Source organism: Streptomyces sp. NPDC056222 (assembly GCF_042264065.1).
Taxonomy (GTDB): domain Bacteria; phylum Actinomycetota; class Actinomycetes; order Streptomycetales; family Streptomycetaceae; genus Streptomyces.
In genome coordinates this window covers 20,677-41,901 of sequence record NZ_JBHJTL010000051.1, presented here as the reverse complement: position 1 = coordinate 41,901, position 21,225 = coordinate 20,677, and the positions used below count along the sequence as shown (strand labels likewise).

Below are 21,225 nucleotides of genomic sequence, written 5' to 3'. Positions count from 1 at the left end.
GACGATGAGGTGGGGTAACCATGAACGCGCCGTACGACGGTGACCGCGGCCAGGGCGCGGGCGGCACCGAGCCGTCCGGTGGCACGCCCGCGGCGCCCCCGGGACCCGGCCAGACGCCGGCTCCGTCGCCGCAGCAGCCCGCTCCGGACCCCTACGCCCAGAACCAGTACGCCCAGGACCCCTACGTCGAGGACGCGTACACCCACGATCCCTACCTGGCGCAGGATCTGTCCGCACAGGACCCGGTGGCCGAGGCGCTCTACGACCGCGCCGCCCACCCTCCGCCGCCGCCTGGCACGTACCAGGAGCCTCAGCCGCTCTACCAGCAGCCGGCGGCTCCGCAGCATGCCCCGGACCCTCGGGTCTGGGCACAGACCCCGGCGCCCGAGCCGGACGGTCCCTCGCGCCATCTGCCGTACGGCGACGACCCCCGCACGGTCCAGTTCACCGGAGTCGACGACCTGGTGACCCGGGCCGGTGACGAGAAGCCCGAGCCGGACGCCTTCGCGCACCTCTACCGGGACCAGCAGACCCCCGGTCAGGTGCCCTCGCCCGCTCCGGAGCCGAACCCGATGCCCGCCCCCGCCCCGAAGAAGTCCGGCCGCGCCTCCGGGCTGCTGAAGTCGAGCGCGGTGATGGCGGCCGGCACGCTGGTCTCCCGCCTGACCGGCTTCGTCCGCAGCCTGGTCATCACCGGCGCTCTGGGCGCCGCCCTGCTCGGTGACACCTTCACCATCGCGTACACGCTGCCGACGATGATCTACATCCTGACGGTCGGTGGCGGTCTCAACTCGGTGTTCGTGCCGCAGTTGGTCCGCTCGATGAAGAACGACGAGGACGGCGGCGAGGCCTACGCCAACCGGCTGCTGACGCTGGTCATGGTGGCGCTCGGCGCGATCGTGGTCGTCGCCGTATTCGCGGCGCCACTGCTGATCCGGCTGATGTCGAACACCATCGCCGACGACGTGGCCGCCAACAGCGTGGCCGTCACCTTCGCCCGCTACTGCCTGCCCACGATCTTCTTCATGGGTGTGCATGTGGTGATGGGTCAGATCCTCAACGCCCGTGGCAAGTTCGGCGCGATGATGTGGACCCCGGTCCTCAACAACATCGTCATGATCGTCACGTTCGGTCTGTTCATCTGGGTCTACGGCACCTCCGGCGAGTCCCAGATGGGCGTCCAGACCATCCCGGACGACGGCATCCGTCTGCTCGGCATCGGCACCCTGCTCGGCCTGGTCGTCCAGGCACTGGCAATGATTCCCTACCTCCGCGAGACGGGCTTCCGGTTCCGGCCCCGCTTCGACTGGAAGGGCCACGGCCTCGGCAAGACGGTCAAACTGGCCAAGTGGACCGTGCTGTTCGTGCTGGCCAACCAGGCCGGTGTCCTGGTCGTGACCCAGCTCGCCACCGCGGCGGGCGAGGAGTCCGGCAGGGACGGCGCCGGCTTCCTCGCGTACTCCAACGCCCAGTTGATCTGGGGTATGCCGCAGGCCATCATCACCGTCTCGGTCATGGCTGCGCTGCTGCCCCGCATCTCCCGCGCGGCCCACGACAACGACCCCGGCGCCGTCCGCGACGACATCTCGCAGGGTCTGCGGAACTCCGCCGTCGCGATCGTCCCGGTCGCCTTCGCCTTCCTCGCCCTCGGCGTCCCGATGAGCACCCTGCTCTACGCCTCCAGCGGCATCGAGGCGGCCCAGGGCATGGGCTTCATCCTGATGGCCTTCGGGCTCGGGCTCATCCCGTACTCGGTCCAGTACGTCGTCCTGCGCGGCTTCTACGCCTACGAGGACACCCGGACGCCCTTCTACAACACGGTCATCGTCGCCGCCGTCAACGCGGCCGCCTCGGCGGCCTGTTACTTCGTGCTGCCCGCCCGGTGGGCCGTCGTCGGTATGGCCGCCGCGTACGGTCTGGCCTACGCGGTCGGCGTCGGCGTCGCCTGGCGCCGTCTGCGCAACCGACTGGGCGGCGACCTGGACGGCGCCCACGTGATGCGGACCTACGCCCGTCTCTGCCTCGCCTCGCTGCCCGCCGCGATCGTGGCCGGAGCGGTGGGCTTCGGTCTGCTGAAGGTGGTCGGTGACGGCGCTCTCGGCTCGCTGGTGGCCCTGCTCATCGGCGGTGCGGTGCTGCTCGGGGTCTTCTTCGTGGCGGCTAAGCGGATGCGAATCGAGGAGCTGAACTCCATGGTCGGTATGGTCCGTGGACGCCTGGGACGATAGGTAATCCGGTCCCGCACAACCATCGTCGGCCGCCGCGTGTCGTGCAGAGCGGCCGACTGTGGGCACAATTGGCTTGGCTGTTGGATGTGGCGCAACGGATGGGGAGGCAGGAACGACGGTGGCGGAACGTAGCACGGCTGCCGTCGACGTGGCCGACAACAGCGGTGACGACCCGCTGACCGCCAAGGCGGACAAGGCCGCGACCGACGGGGTGGCGGAAGCGCAGGACCAGGCGGACAAGTCCGCCGAGGTCGAAGAGGACGAGGCCGGTACCCGGCAGAACGGCGAACAGCCCTCCATCGAGACACCCGAACTGCACAGCGGGCACAAGTTGGCCAGGCGTTACCGCCTGGAGGAGTGCGTCACTCGTCTGGACGGTTTCAGCAGTTGGCGTGCCGTCGACGAGAAACTGCGGCGGGCGGTCGGTGTCCATCTGCTGCCGGCCGACCACCCTCGGGCCCGTTCGGTCCTCGCGGCGGCCCGTTCCTCGGCGCTTCTCGGAGACCCCCGGTTCGTCCAGGTCCTCGACGCCGTGGAAGAGAACGATCTCGTGTACGTGGTGCACGAGTGGCTTCCCGACTCCACCGAACTGACGGCTCTGCTCGCCGCGGGCCCCCTGGAGCCGCACGACGCCTATCAGCTCGTCAGCCAGGTCTCCCAGGCGATGGCCGCCGCACACCGCGAGGGCCTTGCCCACCTCCGCCTCACCCCGAGCGCGGTGCTGCGCAGCTCCACCGGCCAGTACCGGATCCGCGGCCTGGCCGTGAACGCCGCGCTGCGCGGGATCAGCGCGGAGCGCCCCCAGCGCGCCGACACCGAGGCGATCGGCGCCCTGCTGTACGCGGCGCTGACCCAGCGCTGGCCGTACGACAGTGACGCCTACGGCCTCTCCGGGCTCCCCAAGGGTGTGGGCCTGCTGGCCCCCGACCAGGTGCGGGCCGGCGTCCACCGCGGCCTCTCAGAGATCGCCATGCGCGCCCTGGCCAACGACGGGGCCACCGCCTCGCGCCAGGAGCCGCCCTGCACCACCCCGGACGAGCTCGCCAAGGCCGTGGCGGCGATGCCCCGCATCCGCCCGCCGGAGCCCGAGTTCCCCACTCCGCCCGAGTACCAGCGCACCACCTACCAGCAGGGCACGTACGGCCGCCCGCAGCAGCGCCCGGGCGTCTCGGTCACCCAGCCCGTCATGGCGCCTCCGGCCCCGCTGGAGAGCCGTACGGGCAGAGCTCTGAAGTGGGCCGTGTCGGCGCTGCTCATCGCCGCGCTCGGACTGGGCAGCTGGCAGATCGCGGACCGGCTGCTCGGCCAGAAGGACGCGACCGAGACGCCGCAGACGACTCAGCCGGAGAAGAACAACGAGGACGAGAAGGCACCCGAGACGGGCAAGCCGGTCGCCATCGTCGGCGCTCACGACTTCGACCCGGAGGGCGACGGCGCCGAGACTCCGTCGGAGATAGGGAACGCCTACGACGGCAATCCCTCGACGTCATGGCAGACGTCCATCTACTACGGGTACTCGAACTTCGGCAGGCTGAAGGAAGGCGTGGGCCTCGTTCTGGACCTCGGCTCGGTGCAGCAGGTCGGCAAGGTGGACGTCACGTTCGAAGGCACCACCTCCGTACAGCTGCGACTGGCACCCGAGAACGCTTCGGACCAGCCCACGTCTGCCGACGGCTTCACCACGCTGGCCCAGGGCTCCGGAACGCACGTACCGCTCGCCCCGCCGAAGGCGGTGAAGACCCGCTACGTTCTCGTCTGGCTGACCGACCTGCCCGGCAGCGGGGGCGGTTACCGCGGCAAGATCACGGATATCAAGATCACGAGCTGACGGCATCCGGGAGGGGGCTCACCGTTGGACAAAGCCATAGGGGGCGACATCAGCGACCAGGATCTCCTGGCGCGCCATGTCGCCGGCGATCCCGACGCCTTCGGTGAGCTTGTGCGGCGGCATCGCGATCGGCTCTGGGCGGTGGCCCTGCGGACGCTGGGAGACCGCGAGGAGGCCGCTGACGCCGTCCAGGACGCCCTTGTCTCCGCCTTCCGGGCCGCGCACACCTTCCGGGGGCAGTCGGCCGTCACGACCTGGCTCCACCGGATCACGGTGAACGCCTGTCTCGACCGTGCCCGCAAGACCGCCTCCCGCAAGACCTCTCCCATGGACGACACGGAGCGCTTCGAGCAGCTCCTCGAACCCGCCGAGTCGGCCGAGGCCCCCGCCGAACGCCAGGACCTCCACCGTGAGCTGCTGGCCGCCCTCGCCAAACTCCCCGAGGACCAGCGGGCCGCGCTCGTCCTGGTGGACATGCAGGGGTACCCGGTGGCGGAGGCGGCCCGCATCCTGGATGTCCCCACCGGAACGGTGAAAAGCCGCTGTGCGCGAGGGCGGGCCCGGTTGCTGCCGATGCTCATCCATCTGCGCGCAGATACGGGGGGTAACGAGGCCTCCGACCGGGGAAGGAACCGGACGCCGGGGACATCCGTCCCACCGGTGTCGGGGCCAACGGATAACGGATCGAATGGTCCGGCTGCTGTGAAGGGCGGAGGTGGGCGCGCGTGACTTCCACGACCGGCAGGGCCGACACAACACAGCACCCGGACGTCTCGGAGATCTCCGATCTCACCGAGGGGCTGCTTTCTCCGTCCCGCACTGCGGCCGTACGACAGCATCTCGTCGACTGTCCCCTGTGCGCGGATGTACGGACCTCCCTGGAGGAGATCCGTGGGCTGCTCGGTACGCTCCCCGGGCCGCCGCGGATGCCCGCCGAGATCGCCGGCCGCATCGATGCCGCCCTGGCAGCAGAAGCGCTTCTGAACGCCACCACGCCGGATGTCGACGCGCATGTTTCACGTGAAACACCGAGCGCCCCGGCTCCGCACCCCAGCCCGGCTCCCGCCGCCACGGACCGTCCTGCCGGCCGTCCTCGCGCCGCCACCGGACCGGGCCGCCGCAAGAATCGACGCCGCCGGATCGCCACCCTCGGCGCGGTCTTCGGTGCCGCGGCGCTGGGCATGAGTCTCTTCTTCGTCCAGGGCGGGCTCCAGACGCTCAGTGGCGAGTCGGGCGTCAAGAAGACCGACACCGCCGCCAGCGGAGTTGCCCCGGACCAGTTCGACGGCCGGTCGGTCGAGTCCCGGATCCAGGAGCTCCTGCAGCCGCAGGGCACTCTCAAGGACCCCGGCGGCATGCCCCCGGAGTCCATGTCTACCGAAGACGGCGGTGACGCCACCAAGCGAGGCATGGCGGAGTCTCTGCCCAGCTGCGTCAAGGCCGGCACCGGCCGGGCCGACGCGGTTCTCGCCTTCGAGAAGGGCGACTACCAGGGCACCCCGGCCTATCTCGTCGTGCTGCCTCAGGGAACCGAGAGCACTCATGTGCAGGCCTTTGTGCTGGACGCTTCCTGTGCCGACGGCGGAGGACAGGCCAAGGCCGAGGTTCTGATGACGAGGGTCTACCCCCGGTCCTGACAGAGACGCCGTGCCGCACGGCGGTCTCGGGAATGCTCGCCCCGTAGGATCCGTTGGGTGGGGTGAGAGTCACCGATCGACCGCCCCGTAGGTAGTAGGCAGTCTGCAGAGACGAGGAAGAAACCCGTGAGCGACGTCCGTAACGTGATCATCATCGGCTCCGGGCCCGCGGGTTACACCGCTGCGCTCTACACAGCGCGTGCGTCGCTGAAGCCGCTGGTCTTCGAGGGTGCTGTCACCGCTGGTGGCGCACTGATGAACACGACCGACGTGGAGAACTTCCCCGGCTTCCGTGACGGCATCATGGGCCCGGACCTGATGGACAACATGCGCGCCCAGGCCGAGCGCTTCGGCGCCGAGCTTGTCCCCGACGATGTCGTCGCCGTGGACCTCACCGGCGAGATCAAGACCGTCACGGACACCGCCGGCACCGTGCACCGCGCGAAGGCCGTCATCGTCACCACCGGTTCGCAGCACCGCAAGCTCGGTCTGCCCAAGGAGGACGAGCTCTCCGGCCGCGGTGTCTCCTGGTGCGCCACCTGCGACGGGTTCTTCTTCAAGGACCAGGACATCGCCGTCGTCGGCGGCGGCGACACCGCGATGGAGGAGGCCACGTTCCTCTCGCGCTTCGCCAAGTCCGTCACGATCGTCCACCGTCGGGACTCTCTGCGCGCCTCCAAGGCGATGCAGGAGCGCGCCTTCGCCGACCCGAAGATCAAGTTCGCCTGGGACAGCGAGGTCGCCGAGATCCACGGCGACCAGAAGCTCTCCGGTCTGACCCTGCGCAACACCAAGACGGGCGAGACCAGCGAGCTGCCGGTGACCGGTCTCTTCATCGCCGTGGGCCACGACCCGCGCACCGAGCTCTTCAAGGGCCAGCTGGAGCTGGACGAGGAGGGCTACCTCAAGGTCGACGCCCCGTCGACGAAGACGAACCTCTCCGGTGTCTTCGGTGCCGGTGACGTCGTCGACCACACCTACCGTCAGGCGATCACCGCCGCCGGCACCGGCTGCTCCTCCGCGCTCGACGCCGAGCGTTACCTGGCCGCCCTCGCCGACAACGAGAAGGTCGCCGAGCCGGCGACGACCCCCGTGGTCTGACCCACCCGGCTTTCCTCACCCCACACCCCGCGAAGTTAAGGAGGTCGCCGTGGCCGGCGCCCTGAAGAACGTGACCGACGCTTCCTTCGAGGAGGACGTCCTCAAGAGCGACAAGCCCGTCCTGGTGGACTTCTGGGCCGCTTGGTGCGGACCCTGCCGCCAGATCGCCCCGTCGCTCGAGGCGATCGCCGCCGAGCACGGCGAGATCGAGGTTGTGAAGCTCAACATCGACGAGAACCCGGCCACGGCTGCCAAGTACGGCGTCATGTCCATCCCGACGCTCAACGTCTACCAGGGCGGCGAGGTCGTGAAGACGATCGTCGGTGCCAAGCCGAAGGCCGCGATCCTCCGTGACCTCGAGGGCTTCGTCGAGGCCACCGCCTGACGCCTCTGTTTCACGTGAAACACGAACGGCCCGCCTCCGGATGGAGGCGGGCCGTTGTCGTCGTTGGAGGGGTCGTCCTCAGAGGGGCCGCAGCGCCGGTTCCTTCTGGACGGCGCCCAGGAGCCGGTCCAGCGCCAGTTCGACGTCCTCCTTCCAGGACAGCGTCGTCCTGAGCTCCAGCCTCAGCCGCGGATGGCTCGGGTGAGGTCGCACGGTCTTGAAGCCCACAGCGAGAAGATGCTCGGCCGGCAGCACGCAGGCCGGCTCCTTCCATCGCGCATCCCCGAACGCCTCGATCGCCTTGAACCCGCGCCTCAGCAAGTCCTTCGCGACGGTCTGCACCATCATCCGGCCGAGCCCCTGCCCCTGGTACCCCGGCATGATCCAAGCCGTCATCAACTGCACCGAGTCCGCGGAGACCGGGCTCGTGGGGAAGGCCATGGAGCGCGGCACATATGCCGGGGGTGCGTAGAGAACGAAGCCGACTGGGACCTCATCCACATAGACCACCCGCCCGCAGGATCCCCACTCCAGCAGCACCGCGGAGATCCAGGCCTCCTTCTCCAACTCCGGCCGGCCGGCCTTCACCGCGGCCTCCCCACTCACGGGGTCCAGCTCCCAGAACACGCAGGAGCGGCACCGCTTGGGGAGGTCCGGAAGGTTGTCCAGAGTGAGCGGTACGAGCCGACGCCCCACGGCTGTTCCTCGCTTCCCACGGCCATCGCAGTGTTGGATACGCCCTCACAGAATCGTATCGATGGGGCGATCAGGGCGATACCGCACTCAGCGCAAAGGGCGGGCCGTGTCCCGGCTTTCACCGGAAAACGGCCCGCCCTGAAGGCTCCAGAAGGCAGATCAGCCCTCGTCGTCTTCCTCGCCCTGCTCGGAGTTCACCTGGTCCATGACCCGCCCCTCACCCGGAGCAAGGGTCGAGAGGATCCGGTCCAGATCCTCTATCGAGGCGAACTCGACGACGATCTTTCCCTTCTTCTGCCCCAGGTCGACCTTCACGCGAGTCTCGAAGCGATCGGAGAGCCGGGTGGCCAGACCCGTCAGTGCCGGGGAGACACGCGCCCCCGCCCTCGGCCCCTTCGCCTTCGTCGTGGCGGTGGGCTCGGAGCCCATCAGCGTCACGATCTCCTCGACCGCACGGACCGAGAGACCCTCGGCCACGATCCGGTACGCCAGCTTGTCCTGGGTCTCCGGGTCCTCCACGGAGAGCAGGGCGCGGGCATGGCCGGCCGAGAGCACACCGGCCGCGACCCGTCGCTGGACCGGAGGCGACAGCCGCAGCAGACGCAGCGTGTTGGAGACCTGCGGGCGCGAGCGCCCGATGCGGTCGGCCAACTGGTCATGGGTGCAGTTGAAGTCCTTGAGCAGCTGGTCGTAGGCGGCGGCCTCTTCCAGCGGGTTCAGCTGAGCCCGGTGAAGGTTCTCCAGGAGGGCATCCAGGAGAAGCTTCTCGTCCTCCGTGGCACGAACGATCGCGGGGATGCGCTCCAGGCCGGCCTCACGGCACGCCCTCCAGCGGCGCTCACCCATGATGAGTTCATAGCGCTCGGCACCCAGCTGCCGTACGACGACCGGCTGGAGCAGACCGACCTCCTTGATGGAGGTGACCAGCTCGGCCAGAGCGTCCTCGTCGAAGACCTCACGCGGTTGCTTCGGGTTGGGCGTGATGAAGTCCAGCGGCAGCTCGGCGAAGTGCGCCCCGGCGGGGGACTCCGGCTCCACGACCGACACGGCCTCGATCACCGGGACAACCGAGTCCGGGGACTGCGGGCTCTGAGGAAGGGTCGCCACCTTCGCGGCAGCCACACCTCGCTCCGAGGCCATGGCCGGAACGGCTCCGGGGGAGGCGGAGCCCGTCCCCACACCGGCGGCCGGCGCCTGCCGCTCCTGGGGAGCAGCAGGGATCAGCGCACCGAGCCCACGCCCCAACCCTCTACGTCGCTCACTCACTGAATCCCTCCGACATGCTTGGCTGGCTGTTCTGGTGGCCCACGTGGGCGTGCTGGGGGTCGTACTGGATGCCGACACCCCGCATCGCGATCTCACGGGCCGCCTCGAGATACGACAGCGAACCACTTGAGCCCGGGTCGTAGGTGAGGACGGTCTGACCGTAGCTCGGCGCCTCCGAGATGCGCACGGATCGCGGGATGCTGGTCCGCAGCACCTCCTCGCCGAAGTGGGTGCGCACCTCGTCGGCGACCTGCGAGGCGAGCCTCGTCCGGCCGTCGTACATGGTGAGCAGGATCGTCGAGACATGAAGCGTGGGGTTGAGGTGCCCACGCACCAGGTCGACGTTCCGCAGGAGCTGGCCCAGGCCCTCCAGCGCGTAGTACTCGCACTGGATCGGGATCAGCACCTCGGCCCCCGCCACCATGGCGTTGACCGTCAGCAGGCCGAGCGAGGGCGGGCAGTCGATCAGGATGTAGTCCAGCGGCTGCTCATACGCCTGGATCGCTCGCTGCAGTCGACTCTCCCGCGCCACCAGCGACACCAGCTCGATCTCCGCACCGGCGAGATCGATGGTGGCGGGGGCGCAGAAGAGACCTTCGACGTCCTGAACGGGCTGCACCACGTCGGAGAGCGGCTTGCTCTCCACCAGGACGTCATAGATCGAGGGAACTTCGGAGTGGTGGTCGATACCCAGGGCCGTGGAGGCGTTCCCCTGCGGGTCGAGGTCGATGACCAGAACACGTGCCCCATGCAGCGCCAGGGAGGCGGCAAGGTTGACCGTCGTGGTCGTCTTGCCGACACCGCCCTTCTGGTTGGCAACCACCATCACGCGTGTCTGTGCAGGCCGGGGAAGACCCTCGCCGGCACGCCCCAGTGCCTCTACTGCCAGTTGGGCAGCACGACCAATGGGGGTGTCGTCCATCGGGGGCGGTGTTTCACGTGAAACATCCTCCCCCACCGATTCGGTTCGGGGACCGGGGACCGGATCGGTCATCGGTCCCGCGATGTTGGCGTCGGACCGCAAGGATTCACTCTCCTCGGCTTCAGGCTCGCGATGAACAGAGCCTGCCATGCTTTCGGGGTCGCGAACCAGCGAGGCCCGTGGTTCTGTGGAGGAATCCACCTCTGTGGACAATCCCGTACCCCTTGCGAGTGGCTTCGCGAGAGGTTTGCGGTCCCGTGGCGTGGCAGCCGCGCGGCCGCGGCTGATGATCCCCTGCAGCAGTGAGCGACGTTTCACGTGAAACACGATGCACGCGCCGCTCACCCAGGACTGCTCGACACTCCGAAATACGTACGTATGGCAGCTTGTACGGCTCAGTCGCGCCGCATTGACGACTCAGTCACGTCGTATTGACGGCTCAGCGACGACGACGGGTGCGGCTGGGACGGGCGGCCTTGGCGCGTTTTGCGGCGAACCTCACACCACCCGGGCTCTCACCGACCTCCACCCGGACGACGGTCGACAGGGGATCCACGATGCCCTCGCCGACCTGGACCACGGAGGTCCCCACCACACCGAGCTTGGAGAGCGCGGCGCGGGCGCCGTCGATCTCCTCCTCGGCCGTGTCGCCCTTGAGTGCCAGCATCTCTCCGTACGGACGCAGCAGCGGGACTCCCCAGCCGGCCAGCCGGTCCAGCGGCGCCACGGCGCGAGCGGTCACGACATGCACGGGCGGAAGCTTGCCGAGCATCTCCTCGGCACGGCCGCGCACCACGGTGACATGGTCCAGACCCAGCAGCTCCACGACCTCCTGGAGGAAGTTCGTACGGCGGAGCAGCGGCTCCAGGAGCGTGATCTTCAGGTCCGGCCGTACGAGGGCCAGGGGGATACCGGGCAGCCCGGCGCCCGAGCCGACGTCGCACACGGTGACGCCCTCGGGCACCACCTCGGAGAGCACCGCACAGTTCAGCAGGTGCCTCTCCCACAGCCGGGGAACCTCACGCGGGCCGATCAGCCCACGCTTGACGCCCGCGTCCGCGAGGAGCTCCGCGTACCGGACGGCCTCCGGGAAGAACTCACCGAATACCGTCCGCGCCTGTTCGGGCGCAGGGGGGAGCTCCGCTGCCTCCGTCACGGGAACCGTCCTTCCGCACCGCACACATAGGTGCGAGCGCACTGTGGTGGCTGACTATCAGGCTGACAAGATCGGCCCCGCCTGCGAGCAGACGGGGCCGACACTGCGAGAGGGGTCAGGCAGGGAGTACGACGACGAAGCGCTGCGGCTCCTCGCCCTCGGACTCGCTGCGCAGACCGGCCGCGGCGACCGCGTCGTGCACGACCTTGCGCTCGAACGGCGTCATCGGGTCCAGCTTGACCGGCTCGCCGGTCGACTTCACCTCGGACGCGGCCTTGGCACCGATCTCGGCGAGCTCCGCGCGCTTCTTGGCGCGGAACCCGGCGATGTCGAGCATCAGCCGGCTACGGTCACCGGTCTCCCGGTGCACGGCCAGGCGGGTCAGCTCCTGGAGCGCCTCCAGCACCTCGCCGTCACGGCCCACGAGCTTCTGCAGGTCCCGGCTGCTCGAGTCGCTGACGATCGAGACCGCCGCACGGTCCGCCTCGACGTCCATGTCGATGTCGCCGTCGAGGTCGGCGATGTCGAGCAGACCCTCGAGGTAGTCAGCCGCGATCTCACCCTCCTGCTCGAGGCGGGTCAGGGTGTCGCCACCCTCGGCGGCGGCGGAGATGGTGCCTTCCGTCACGGATGGACTCCTTCTACTTCTTGGACGACGGGTGCTTCGGGCGCTGCTGGCCCTTGCGCTGACCGGACTTGGCCTGACGATTGCCGCCGGAGTTGGCCCGGCTCGGGCGCGCGGGCTTGTCGCCCTCCGCCGAGTCCTTGGCCTCGCTCTTGGCCTCGTCCTGCGGCTTCTTCTCCAGCGAGGTGGTGGGCTTCTCGCCGGGCTCCTCGGAATCCGCGACGTCCTCGGCCTTCGCCGTGGAGTGCTGGGCCGCGGCCTGACGCTTGGCCTTGGTCTGGCGCTTGGGCTGCTGACGCTTGGCGGCGGCACCGCCCTCGACCTCGGCGGCGACGGTGTCGCTCTTGATCACGGTGCCGTCGGTCTGGGGCGCGAAGCCGGCCTTGGCCAGACCCGAGAAGAAGCGGCGCTCGTTCTCGTTGCGATCGGCGCCCTTGGCGACGATGGCCTTGACAATGTTCTTCCGACGACGACCGCGGACCTCACCGTGCGAGCCGACGCTCTTCAGCAGGCGCTGGAGGTAGGCGTCCTGGGCCTTGCTGCCCGGGGTGGGGTTCTGGCTGATCACGTACATCTGCTGGCCCATGGTCCACACGTTGGTGGTCAGCCAGTAGACGAGAACACCGACGGGGAAGTTGATGCCCATGACGGCGAAGATCACCGGGAAGATGTACATGAGCATCTTCTGCTGCTGCATGTACGGCGTCTTCACCGAGAGGTCGACGTTCTTCATCATCAGCTGGCGCTGCGTGTAGAACTGCGAGGCCGACATCATGATGATCATGACCGCGGTGACGATGCGGACCGAGGTCAGCGAGGCGTCGAGGGCGGCGACCTCAGCGGCGCTGTCGGTGAAGGTGGCGGCCAGCGGAGCGCCGAAGATGTGCGCCTGGCGGGCACTCTCGAGCAGTGGCTGATCGATGACGCCGATCGTCTTGCCCTCGGCGATGTGGGACAGCACCGAGTACAGGGCGAAGAAGAACGGCGACTGCGCCAGGATGGGAAGGCACGAGGAGAGCGGGTTGGTGCCCGTCTCCTTGTACAGCTTCATCATCTCTTCGGACTGACGCTGCTTGTCGCTCTTGTAGCGCTCCTGAATCGCCTTCATCTTCGGCTGGAGCGCCTGCATGTTCCGCGTCGACTTGATCTGCTTCACGAAGAGCGGGATCAGACAGATACGGATCAGCACCACGAGGGACACGATCGACAGGCCCCAGGCCCAGCCCGTGTCAGGACCGAAGATCGCCCCATACAACTTGTGGAACTGGACGATCACCCATGAGACAGGTGTGGTGATGAAGCTGAAGAAATTGGCAATCGTGTCCACTAATCAGGCTCCTTGAGCATTGGGCGAGGTCTCTGCGGCCGGGCTCGTCTCGGCGGTGGACCCGCCCTTGTCGCCACGTAGCGCGTTCCGCAGCAGTTCATGCCAGCGCGGACGCTTGCGCGGAGGCACGTGGTCCACGCCGCCGGGCGACCACGGATTGCACCGCAGGATGCGCCAGGCGGTCAGGGCTGTGCCCTTGATCGCGCCATGCCGGTCGATGGCCGTGAATCCATAGTGGGAACACGACGGGTAGTACCGGCAGACGGGCCCGAGGAGCGGGCTGATCGTCCACTGGTACAGCTTGATGAGAGCCAGCAGCGGGTACTTCATCGCGTGCCCCCTCCCAGGAGCCGCTGAAGAGCGGTGTCCAGGTCTCGGGCCAGCTGTGCGTGATCGGCGTCGCCGGCTCCGGGCAATGCCCGTACGACCACAAGGCTACCGGGGGGCAGCTCGGACAGTCGTTCGCGGACGAGATGGCGCAGGCGTCGCTTTACCTGGTTGCGTACGACGGCACCGCCCACGGCCTTGCTCACGACGAAACCCGCACGTGCCGGGGAAGCGCTCTCCCCAGGCGCGTGCGGGTTCGTTGCACCGCTGTTCAGGTGGACGACGAGGAGCGGGCGACCGGCCCGGCGCCCTCGGCGTACCGCGGTTGCGAAGTCCTCGCGCCGCCTCAGCCGATTCTCGGTAGGCAGCACGTCATGACCTGTTTAAGCGGATCAGGCGGACAGGCTCGAGCGACCCTTGGAACGGCGGTTCGCCAGGATGGCGCGACCGGCACGCGTACGCATCCGCAGGCGGAAGCCGTGGGTCTTGGCGCGGCGACGGTTGTTCGGCTGGAAGGTGCGCTTGCTCACTCGGGGGCTCCAGAAATGATTCGTAGATGGCGGGACATCGCCTGGCTGTCACCGTGCGCCCACGAGTAGCTCGCAATACGCCCGAGTGCACCGCTTCACGATCACAGACCGTGATCTTTGCCCATCGGAGGCAGGCGGCAGCAGCCATCGACAACTCGACCTGGTTACGGTACGCGCGGCTACGCCATCCGGTCAAACCGACCGATCACCGGGGTCCATTGTGCACAGGCTGTGGACAACAACTTGAACGAGGTCAGCCGCCGCGACTACCGTGGCTGGACTCCTCAATCTTTTTCCGTTCTGTCCTTACCTGTCCTCGACGGAACTTCGACCCACTGTCCCGAGAACCACACATTCGTGGGACCTGCGAGAAAGCGTGCCCTGTGGCTGACGTACCTGCCGATCTTGCCGCAGTGTGGCCACGCGTGCTCGAGCAGCTCCTCGGAGAAGGCCAGCAGGGCATCGAGCCCAAGGACAAGCAGTGGATCGAGCGCTGCCAGCCTCTCGCGCTGGTTGCCGACACCGCACTGCTCGCCGTCCCCAACGAATGGGGCAAGCGGGTTCTCGAGGGACGCCTGGCTCCGCTGATCAGCGAGACCCTGAGCCGCGAGTGCGGCCGCCCGATCCGGATCGCGATCACCGTCGACGACTCGGTCGGTGAGCCGACCCCCCTCGCCCCTCCGGTCCAGCAGCCGCCGCGCTACGACGAGCGGCCGCCGGCGGAGCCGTACGACAAGTACGACGGATACGGCCACCGGCCCATGCCCGACGACGGCCTGCCCACGGCGCGCCCCGCCTACCCGGACTACCAGCAGCAGCGCCCCGACCCGGGCTCCTGGCCGCGCACCCAGGACGACCTGTCCTGGCAGCAGCCGCGGCTCGGCTCGTTCCAGGAGCGCGATCCGTACACGGGCCCGCGCACGCAGCAGCCCCAGCAGCCGCGGTACGACGAGCGGCCGCCCGGCTACGACCAGCCGCAGCGGCCGGAGCGGGCCGACCTGCCCGACTCTCCGCGTCAGGGCGGCGGCCCGGGGCACCGCCCCGGCGGCCCGGTGTCGGGTCCTGTGGGCGGTGGCGCCTCCGGGCAGGGTTCCGCGTCGGGGGCTCCCGGCGAGCAGCACGCGCGACTGAACCCCAAGTACCTCTTCGACACCTTCGTCATCGGTTCCTCGAACCGATTCGCGCACGCCGCCGCCGTCGCGGTGGCCGAGGCTCCGGCGAAGGCGTACAACCCGCTCTTCATCTACGGGGAGTCGGGCCTCGGCAAGACGCATCTGCTGCATGCGATCGGGCACTACGCGCGGAGCCTCTACCCGGGCACGCGGGTGCGGTACGTGAGCTCGGAGGAGTTCACCAACGAGTTCATCAACTCGATCCGCGACGGCAAGGGCGACACCTTCCGCAAGCGGTACCGCGATGTGGACATCCTGCTGGTCGACGACATCCAGTTCCTCGCGAGCAAGGAGTCGACGCAGGAGGAGTTCTTCCACACCTTCAACACGCTCCACAACGCGAACAAGCAGATCGTGCTCTCCTCGGACCGGCCGCCCAAGCAGCTGATGACCCTGGAGGACCGGCTGCGCAACCGCTTCGAGTGGGGCCTGACGACCGATGTGCAGCCGCCGGAGCTGGAGACGCGGATCGCGATCCTGCGCAAGAAGGCGGTGCAGGAGCAGCTCAACGCGCCGCCGGAGGTACTGGAGTTCATCGCCTCGCGGATCTCGCGGAACATCCGTGAGCTGGAGGGTGCGCTGATCCGCGTCACCGCCTTCGCCAGCCTCAACCGCCAGCCGGTGGACCTGGGGCTGACCGAGATCGTCCTCAAGGACCTGATCCCGGGCGGCGAGGACTCGGCGCCGGAGATCACGGCGCCGGCCATCATGGCGGCCACGGCCGACTACTTCGGGCTCACGGTGGAGGACCTCTGCGGGTCCTCGCGCAGCCGGGTCCTGGTGACGGCCCGCCAGATCGCCATGTATCTGTGCCGGGAGCTGACGGATCTGTCGCTGCCGAAGATCGGCGCGCAGTTCGGCGGCCGGGACCACACGACGGTGATGCACGCGGACCGGAAGATCCGCGCGCTGATGGCCGAGCGGCGCTCGATCTACAACCAGGTCACCGAGCTGACCAACCGCATCAAGAACGGCTGAGGCGGCCACTCAGACAGCTCGCGAACGCGGCTGAGAGCCGCTCCGCACCCTCCGAAGGGCGCTCCGGGACACCTCCCGGGGCGCCCTTCGCCGTTTCCCACACGGGTGTGCACAGCCGGGCTGTTCGAATCCGTGGAGCGGGTGGCACGTTCTCCACAGATTGGGGGATGATCTTCCGTCCACAGGGTGGGGACTGCGAAGTTATCCGGATCGCATCCACAGGCCATCCGGCTGAGGGGTCATCACTCCAGGTCAGATGGGTGTGGATTTGTTGGCAACCTTGATCCACAGGTTGTGGACGAATCTTTCGTCCACAGGGGGTCCTCTCGGTTGTCCACCGGCGGCCCACAGGCTGCCGTCGGTTGCCCACAGCTTCTCCACACCGCTGTCCACTGTTCGGCAACGAAACACCCGGCATCACCGCGTCGAGTGAAAGCGGTCACACCAAGGGAGACGATTGGGCTGTGGGGAACGTGGGTAAAGCTGGGGACAGCACTGGGGAGAACTCCAGGTTGCCTGTGTACCGGGTGTGCAGAACTTTCGGGTGTCCACAGAACACCCCGGTTGTCCACCGGGTCCACCCACAGGGGCAGTGGACAAAAAACCGACGTTGACCTGCGCATATGGCGTTATCCACGGTTTCCACAGGCCCTACTACTACTCCCACATAGAGTTAGCCCGGAATCCGCTTCGAAGTGGGACCTGTGCACAACTCGGCGCCGGAGCCTCGGCGGCCTCTTGTCGCGACTTGACCCCGAGCAGCACCGAGTGTCGGCGGCGTACGTCAGACTGGTTCCCGCAGTCGACGAAGAGCCAGCAACAAGCAGGAGGCGGTTCCGGTGAAGATCCGGGTGGAGCGCGACGTACTCGCCGAGGCGGTGGCCTGGGTGGCCCGCAGCCTCCCGGCCCGTCCGCCGGCGCCCGTACTCGCGGGCCTTCTGCTGAAGGCCGAGGACGGCGCGCTGAGCTTCTCGAGCTTCGACTACGAGGTCTCGGCCCGTGTCTCCGTCGAGGCGGAGGTCGAGGAGGACGGCACCGTCCTGGTCTCCGGCCGCCTGCTCGCCGACATCTGCCGCGCCCTGCCCAACCGTCCGGTGGAGATTTCCACAGACGGTGTACGGGCGACCGTGGTCTGCGGCTCCTCCCGCTTCACCCTCCACACCCTGCCTGTGGAGGAGTACCCGGCACTGCCGGAGATGCCCACCGCGACCGGCACCGTGCCCGGTGAGGTCTTCGCCTCCGCCGCCGCCCAGGTCGCCATCGCCGCGGGCCGCGACGACACGCTGCCCGTCCTCACCGGTGTCCGCATCGAGATCGAGGGCGACACGGTCACCCTGGCCTCCACCGACCGCTACCGCTTCGCGGTCCGCGAGTTCCTGTGGAAGCCGGAGTCCCCGGACGCCTCGGCCGTCGCCCTGGTGCCCGCCAAGACGCTCCTGGACACCGCCAAGGCGCTCACCAGCGGTGACACGGTCACCCTGGCGCTCTCCGGCTCCGGCAAGGGCGAGGGGCTGATCGGCTTCGAGGGCGCGGGCCGCCGCACCACCACCCGGCTGCTCGAGGGCGACCTGCCGAAGTACCGGACGCTGTTCCCCACCGAGTTCAACTCGGTCGCGGTGATCGAGACCGCCCCGTTCGTCGAGGCCGTCAAGCGTGTGGCCCTGGTGGCCGAGCGCAACACCCCGGTCCGCCTCAGCTTCGAGCAGGGCGTGCTGATCCTCGAGGCCGGCTCCAGCGACGATGCACAGGCTGTGGAGCGTGTGGACGCGCAGCTGGAGGGCGACGACATCTCGATCGCCTTCAACCCGACCTTCCTGCTGGACGGCCTGAGCGCGATCGACTCCCCGGTCGCCCAGCTCTCGTTCACGACGTCCACGAAGCCCGCGCTGCTGAGCGGCAAGCCGGCCGTCGACGCCGAGGCGGACGAGGCGTACAAGTACCTGATCATGCCGGTTCGCCTGAGCGGCTGACAGCTCATTGGTGGGCGTCGACTGAGCGGCTGACCCCACAGGTGTGCACCCGGGTCCGGGCGTAGGCTCGGACCCGGGTAAACCGCACACGACGCTTAAGGAATCTCTGATGGAGCTCGGTCTCGTCGGTCTCGGCAAGATGGGCGGCAACATGCGTGAGCGCATCCGCCGCGCAGGCCACACCGTCATCGGATACGACCGCAACCCGGACCTCGCCGATGTCCACAGCCTCGAAGAGCTTGTGGGCAAGCTCAAGGGTCCGCGCGTCGTGTGGGTCATGGTCCCGGCGGGTGCCGCGACCCAGTCCACCATCGACGAGCTGGCGGAACTACTCTCCCCCGGTGACATCGTCGTGGACGGAGGGAACTCCCGCTGGACCGACGACGAGAAGCACGCCGAGGAGCTCGCGGCCAAGGGCATCGGCTTCGTCGACTGCGGCGTCTCCGGCGGTGTCTGGGGCCTGGAGAACGGCTACGCGCTGATGTACGGCGGCGACGCCGAGCACGTGGCGCGGGTCCAGCCGATCTTCGACGCGCTCAAGCCCGAGGGCGAGTTCGGCTCGGTGCACGCGGGCAAGGTCGGCGCGGGTCACTTCGCGAAGATGGTCCACAACGGCATCGAGTACGCCATGATGCAGGCGTACGCCGAGGGCTGGGAGCTCCTGGAGAAGGTCGACTCCGTCACGGACGTGCGCGAGGTCTTCCGCTCCTGGCAGGAGGGGACGGTCATCCGTTCCTGGCTGCTGGACCTGGCGGTCAACGCGCTGGACGAGGACGAGCACCTGGACGAGCTCCGCGGCTTCGCGCAGGACTCCGGCGAGGGCCGCTGGACGGTGGAGGCCGCGATCGACAACGCGGTGCCGCTGCCCGCGATCACCGCCTCGCTGTTCGCGCGGTTCGCCTCGCGTCAGGACGACTCCCCGCAGATGAAGATGATCGCCGCACTGCGCAACCAGTTCGGTGGCCACGCGGTCGAGTCCAAGAAGTAATCCACAGGCTGTGCACCCCTCGGTGCACAGCAGCCGGGGGAAGGTCGGCGTACACCATGCATGTCACGCATCTGTCGCTGGCCGACTTCCGCTCCTACGCCCGGGTCGAGGTCCCGCTCGATCCGGGCGTCACGGCTTTCGTGGGCGCCAACGGCCAGGGCAAGACCAATCTGGTCGAGGCCGTCGGCTATCTCGCCACCCTCGGCAGCCACCGCGTCGCCTCGGACGCCCCGCTGGTACGGATGGGGGCGGACCGGGCGATCATCCGCGCCGCGGTCACCCAGGGCGAGCGCTCCCAGCTGGTCGAGCTGGAGCTCAACCCGGGCCGGGCCAACCGTGCCCGTATCAACAGGTCCTCGCAGGTCAGGCCGCGTGACGTCCTGGGGATCGTACGGACCGTGCTGTTCGCTCCGGAGGATCTGGCCCTGATCAAGGGTGATCCCGGGGAGCGCCGACGCTTCCTCGACGAGCTGATCACGGCGCGCTCGCCGCGCATGGCGGGTGTGCGCTCCGACTACGAGCGCGTGCTCAAGCAGCGCAACACCCTGCTGAAGTCCGCCGCGATGGCACGGCGGCACGGCGGCCGTGGCATGGACCTGTCGACGTTGGACGTGTGGGACCAGCATCTGGCGCGCGCGGGCGCCGAGCTGCTGGCGCAGCGGCTGGATCTGATCGCCGAACTGCAGCCGCTGGCCGACAAGGCGTACGAGCAGCTGGCGCCGGGTGGCGGGCCGATTCTGCTGGAGTACCGGCCGTCCGCGCCGGGCCCCGGGCACACCCGTGAGGAGCTGTACGAGCAGCTGATCTCCGCGCTCGAGGAGGTGCGCAAGCAGGAGATCGAGCGCGGCGTGACGCTGGTCGGGCCGCACCGGGACGAGCTGCTGCTCAAGCTCGGCGATCTGCCGGCGAAGGGGTACGCGAGTCACGGGGAGTCCTGGTCGTACGCGCTGGCGCTGCGGCTGGCCTCCTACGACCTGCTGCGGGCCGAGGGGAACGAGCCGGTGCTCGTCCTCGACGACGTCTTCGCGGAGCTGGACGCGCGCCGCCGGGAGCGGCTCGCGGAGCTGGTGGCTCCGGGCGAGCAGGTGCTGGTGACGGCGGCGGTGGACGACGACGTGCCGGGGGTGCTGGCGGGGGTCCGGTACTCGGTCGCGGGGGGTTCGGTGGAGAGGCTGTGAGGTCGTGAGCGAGAACGAGAGCCCCCAGGCCCAGATCCCTCAGGCCGGGGTTCCCCAGGCCTCCAAGGCGGCCGAGCCGTCGGGTGTGGATCTCGCGCGGGTCGCGCTGCGTGCGGCGAAGGAGCAGGCGAAGGCGCGGGGCGCCGCGGCTCAGCAGAAGAAGCAGGCCCGGCGCGGCGGCGGGCTGCGCTCGGGCGCCCACGCCGACGGGCGCGACCCGGTCGGGCTCGGCGCCGCGATCAACCGGCTCATCACCGAGCGCGGCTGGGAGACGCCGGCGGCGGTGGGCGGGGTCATGGGGCGCTGGCCGCAGATCGTGGGCGAGGACCTGGCGAAGCACTGCGTACCGCTGAAGTACGACGAGGCGCCGGAGGAGCGGGTGCTGACCGTGCAGTGCGACTCGACGGCGTGGGCGACACAGCTTCGGCTGTTGGCGCCGAGGCTGGTGGCGCGGCTGAACGAGGACCTGGGGCACGGGACGGTGCGGGTGATCAAGGTCTTGGGGCCGGGTGGTCCGCGCAAGGGGTACGGGCCGCTGCGGGCGCCCGGGTCCGTGGGACCTGGGGACACGTACGGCTAGAGCGCCGGGCGGGGCGGCTGCTGTAGTGCGGGTCCCAGTGGTCCAGGCCCCAGCAGAGCGGGCCCTCGTGGTGCCGGTACACGTGCGGAGCGCGCCCGCAAGGGCGCCGTTCCGCTGTGCCCACCCTCCCCCAGACTTCGTCCGGGGGGACCCCCAGCCCCGGCGGAACGTATGCCCACAGCGGGGCGGGACAGGCGGAGGGTGGGCGGGCACCGCCCAGTGGAACAGTTGCCCACGACGGTCGCGGTGGTGATGCCCACGCCGCGCTACGGCCCGAAGCGCTGGGTGGCCGTCAGAGCCCTTTGGAGCCCCTCCCTGGATATGGGGAGTC

Annotated in this window: 20 protein-coding genes; 11 read left to right on the top strand and 9 right to left on the bottom strand. The window is 68.9% G+C overall.

Annotated elements, in window-relative coordinates:
• Nucleotides 1–20 precede the first annotated feature (20 nt).
• The 6 genes from murJ (at nucleotide 21) to trxA (ending at nucleotide 7,179) form a co-directional block, all read left to right on the top strand.
• A complete protein-coding gene (gene murJ, locus ACFC0D_RS23280) occupies nucleotides 21–2,228 on the top strand; it encodes a murein biosynthesis integral membrane protein MurJ (protein WP_376439069.1) in 2,208 nt (735 codons plus the stop codon).
• A 118-nt stretch (nucleotides 2,229–2,346) separates the two neighbouring features.
• Complete coding sequence (locus ACFC0D_RS23275) at nucleotides 2,347–4,056, top strand: protein kinase family protein (protein ID WP_376439066.1); 1,710 nt, start codon at nucleotides 2,347–2,349, stop codon at nucleotides 4,054–4,056.
• Nucleotides 4,057–4,080: 24 nt separating this feature from the next.
• Nucleotides 4,081–4,785, top strand: coding sequence for an RNA polymerase sigma factor SigM (sigM, locus tag ACFC0D_RS23270; RefSeq protein WP_376439063.1), 705 nt, complete (start codon nucleotides 4,081–4,083; stop codon nucleotides 4,783–4,785).
• Nucleotides 4,782–5,693 carry a hypothetical protein gene (locus ACFC0D_RS23265; RefSeq protein ID WP_376439060.1) on the top strand — a complete coding sequence of 304 codons (912 nt, stop codon included), beginning with the start codon at nucleotides 4,782–4,784 and terminating at the stop codon, nucleotides 5,691–5,693. The genes sigM and ACFC0D_RS23265 overlap by 4 nt, the downstream gene beginning before the upstream one ends.
• Before the next feature lie 126 nt (nucleotides 5,694–5,819).
• Nucleotides 5,820–6,794, top strand: coding sequence for a thioredoxin-disulfide reductase (gene trxB / locus ACFC0D_RS23260; RefSeq protein WP_376439057.1), 975 nt, complete (start codon nucleotides 5,820–5,822; stop codon nucleotides 6,792–6,794).
• A 49-nt stretch (nucleotides 6,795–6,843) separates the two neighbouring features.
• Complete coding sequence (trxA, locus tag ACFC0D_RS23255; protein WP_376439055.1) at nucleotides 6,844–7,179, top strand: thioredoxin; 336 nt, start codon at nucleotides 6,844–6,846, stop codon at nucleotides 7,177–7,179.
• A gap of 78 nt (nucleotides 7,180–7,257) precedes the next feature.
• Here the strand turns inward: trxA and ACFC0D_RS23250 are convergent, their stop codons facing one another.
• The 9 genes from ACFC0D_RS23250 to rpmH form a co-directional block, all read right to left on the bottom strand.
• Nucleotides 7,258–7,875 carry a GNAT family N-acetyltransferase gene (locus ACFC0D_RS23250; protein WP_376439053.1) on the bottom strand — a complete coding sequence of 206 codons (618 nt, stop codon included), beginning with the start codon at nucleotides 7,873–7,875 and terminating at the stop codon, nucleotides 7,258–7,260.
• A gap of 159 nt (nucleotides 7,876–8,034) precedes the next feature.
• On the bottom strand, nucleotides 8,035–9,141 hold the full coding sequence (locus tag ACFC0D_RS23245; protein ID WP_376439050.1) for a ParB/RepB/Spo0J family partition protein: 1,107 nt from the start codon (nucleotides 9,139–9,141) through the stop codon (nucleotides 8,035–8,037).
• Nucleotides 9,134–10,213 (bottom strand): AAA family ATPase, encoded by a 1,080-nt coding sequence (locus ACFC0D_RS23240; RefSeq protein ID WP_329118463.1) that lies wholly within the window; start codon nucleotides 10,211–10,213, stop codon nucleotides 9,134–9,136. Before ACFC0D_RS23240 ends, ACFC0D_RS23245 begins: the two co-directional genes overlap by 8 nt.
• Nucleotides 10,214–10,502: 289 nt before the next feature.
• Nucleotides 10,503–11,219: a 16S rRNA (guanine(527)-N(7))-methyltransferase RsmG gene (gene rsmG / locus ACFC0D_RS23235; RefSeq protein ID WP_376439047.1), complete on the bottom strand. Its 717-nt coding sequence runs from the start codon at nucleotides 11,217–11,219 to the stop codon at nucleotides 10,503–10,505.
• 115 nt (nucleotides 11,220–11,334) lie between these two features.
• Nucleotides 11,335–11,847, bottom strand: coding sequence for a protein jag (locus ACFC0D_RS23230; RefSeq protein ID WP_376439044.1), 513 nt, complete (start codon nucleotides 11,845–11,847; stop codon nucleotides 11,335–11,337).
• Between the two features lie 13 nt (nucleotides 11,848–11,860).
• On the bottom strand, nucleotides 11,861–13,171 hold the full coding sequence (gene yidC, locus ACFC0D_RS23225; RefSeq protein ID WP_376439041.1) for a membrane protein insertase YidC: 1,311 nt from the start codon (nucleotides 13,169–13,171) through the stop codon (nucleotides 11,861–11,863).
• A gap of 3 nt (nucleotides 13,172–13,174) precedes the next feature.
• The gene (yidD, locus tag ACFC0D_RS23220) at nucleotides 13,175–13,501 is read right to left on the bottom strand and encodes a membrane protein insertion efficiency factor YidD (protein WP_137994568.1); all 327 of its coding nucleotides are present in this window, start codon (nucleotides 13,499–13,501) and stop codon (nucleotides 13,175–13,177) included.
• Nucleotides 13,498–13,869, bottom strand: coding sequence for a ribonuclease P protein component (rnpA, locus tag ACFC0D_RS23215; protein WP_376439037.1), 372 nt, complete (start codon nucleotides 13,867–13,869; stop codon nucleotides 13,498–13,500). Before rnpA ends, yidD begins: the two co-directional genes overlap by 4 nt.
• A 21-nt stretch (nucleotides 13,870–13,890) precedes the next feature.
• A complete protein-coding gene (gene rpmH, locus ACFC0D_RS23210) occupies nucleotides 13,891–14,028 on the bottom strand; it encodes a 50S ribosomal protein L34 (RefSeq protein WP_060891143.1) in 138 nt (45 codons plus the stop codon).
• Nucleotides 14,029–14,411: 383 nt separating this feature from the next.
• Here rpmH and dnaA point away from each other — a divergent pair, with 383 nt between their 5' ends.
• The 5 genes from dnaA (at nucleotide 14,412) to ACFC0D_RS23185 (ending at nucleotide 20,894) form a co-directional block, all read left to right on the top strand.
• Nucleotides 14,412–16,178 (top strand): chromosomal replication initiator protein DnaA, encoded by a 1,767-nt coding sequence (gene dnaA, locus ACFC0D_RS23205; protein ID WP_376439033.1) that lies wholly within the window; start codon nucleotides 14,412–14,414, stop codon nucleotides 16,176–16,178.
• 839 nt (nucleotides 16,179–17,017) lie between these two features.
• A complete protein-coding gene (dnaN, locus tag ACFC0D_RS23200) occupies nucleotides 17,018–18,148 on the top strand; it encodes a DNA polymerase III subunit beta (RefSeq protein WP_030205035.1) in 1,131 nt (376 codons plus the stop codon).
• 109 nt (nucleotides 18,149–18,257) lie between these two features.
• Complete coding sequence (gnd, locus tag ACFC0D_RS23195; RefSeq protein WP_376439029.1) at nucleotides 18,258–19,136, top strand: phosphogluconate dehydrogenase (NAD(+)-dependent, decarboxylating); 879 nt, start codon at nucleotides 18,258–18,260, stop codon at nucleotides 19,134–19,136.
• Between the two features lie 56 nt (nucleotides 19,137–19,192).
• Nucleotides 19,193–20,314 carry a DNA replication/repair protein RecF gene (gene recF / locus ACFC0D_RS23190; RefSeq protein WP_376439026.1) on the top strand — a complete coding sequence of 374 codons (1,122 nt, stop codon included), beginning with the start codon at nucleotides 19,193–19,195 and terminating at the stop codon, nucleotides 20,312–20,314.
• Between the two features lie 4 nt (nucleotides 20,315–20,318).
• The gene (locus tag ACFC0D_RS23185) at nucleotides 20,319–20,894 is read left to right on the top strand and encodes a DUF721 domain-containing protein (protein WP_376439023.1); all 576 of its coding nucleotides are present in this window, start codon (nucleotides 20,319–20,321) and stop codon (nucleotides 20,892–20,894) included.
• Nucleotides 20,895–21,225 lie beyond the last annotated feature (331 nt).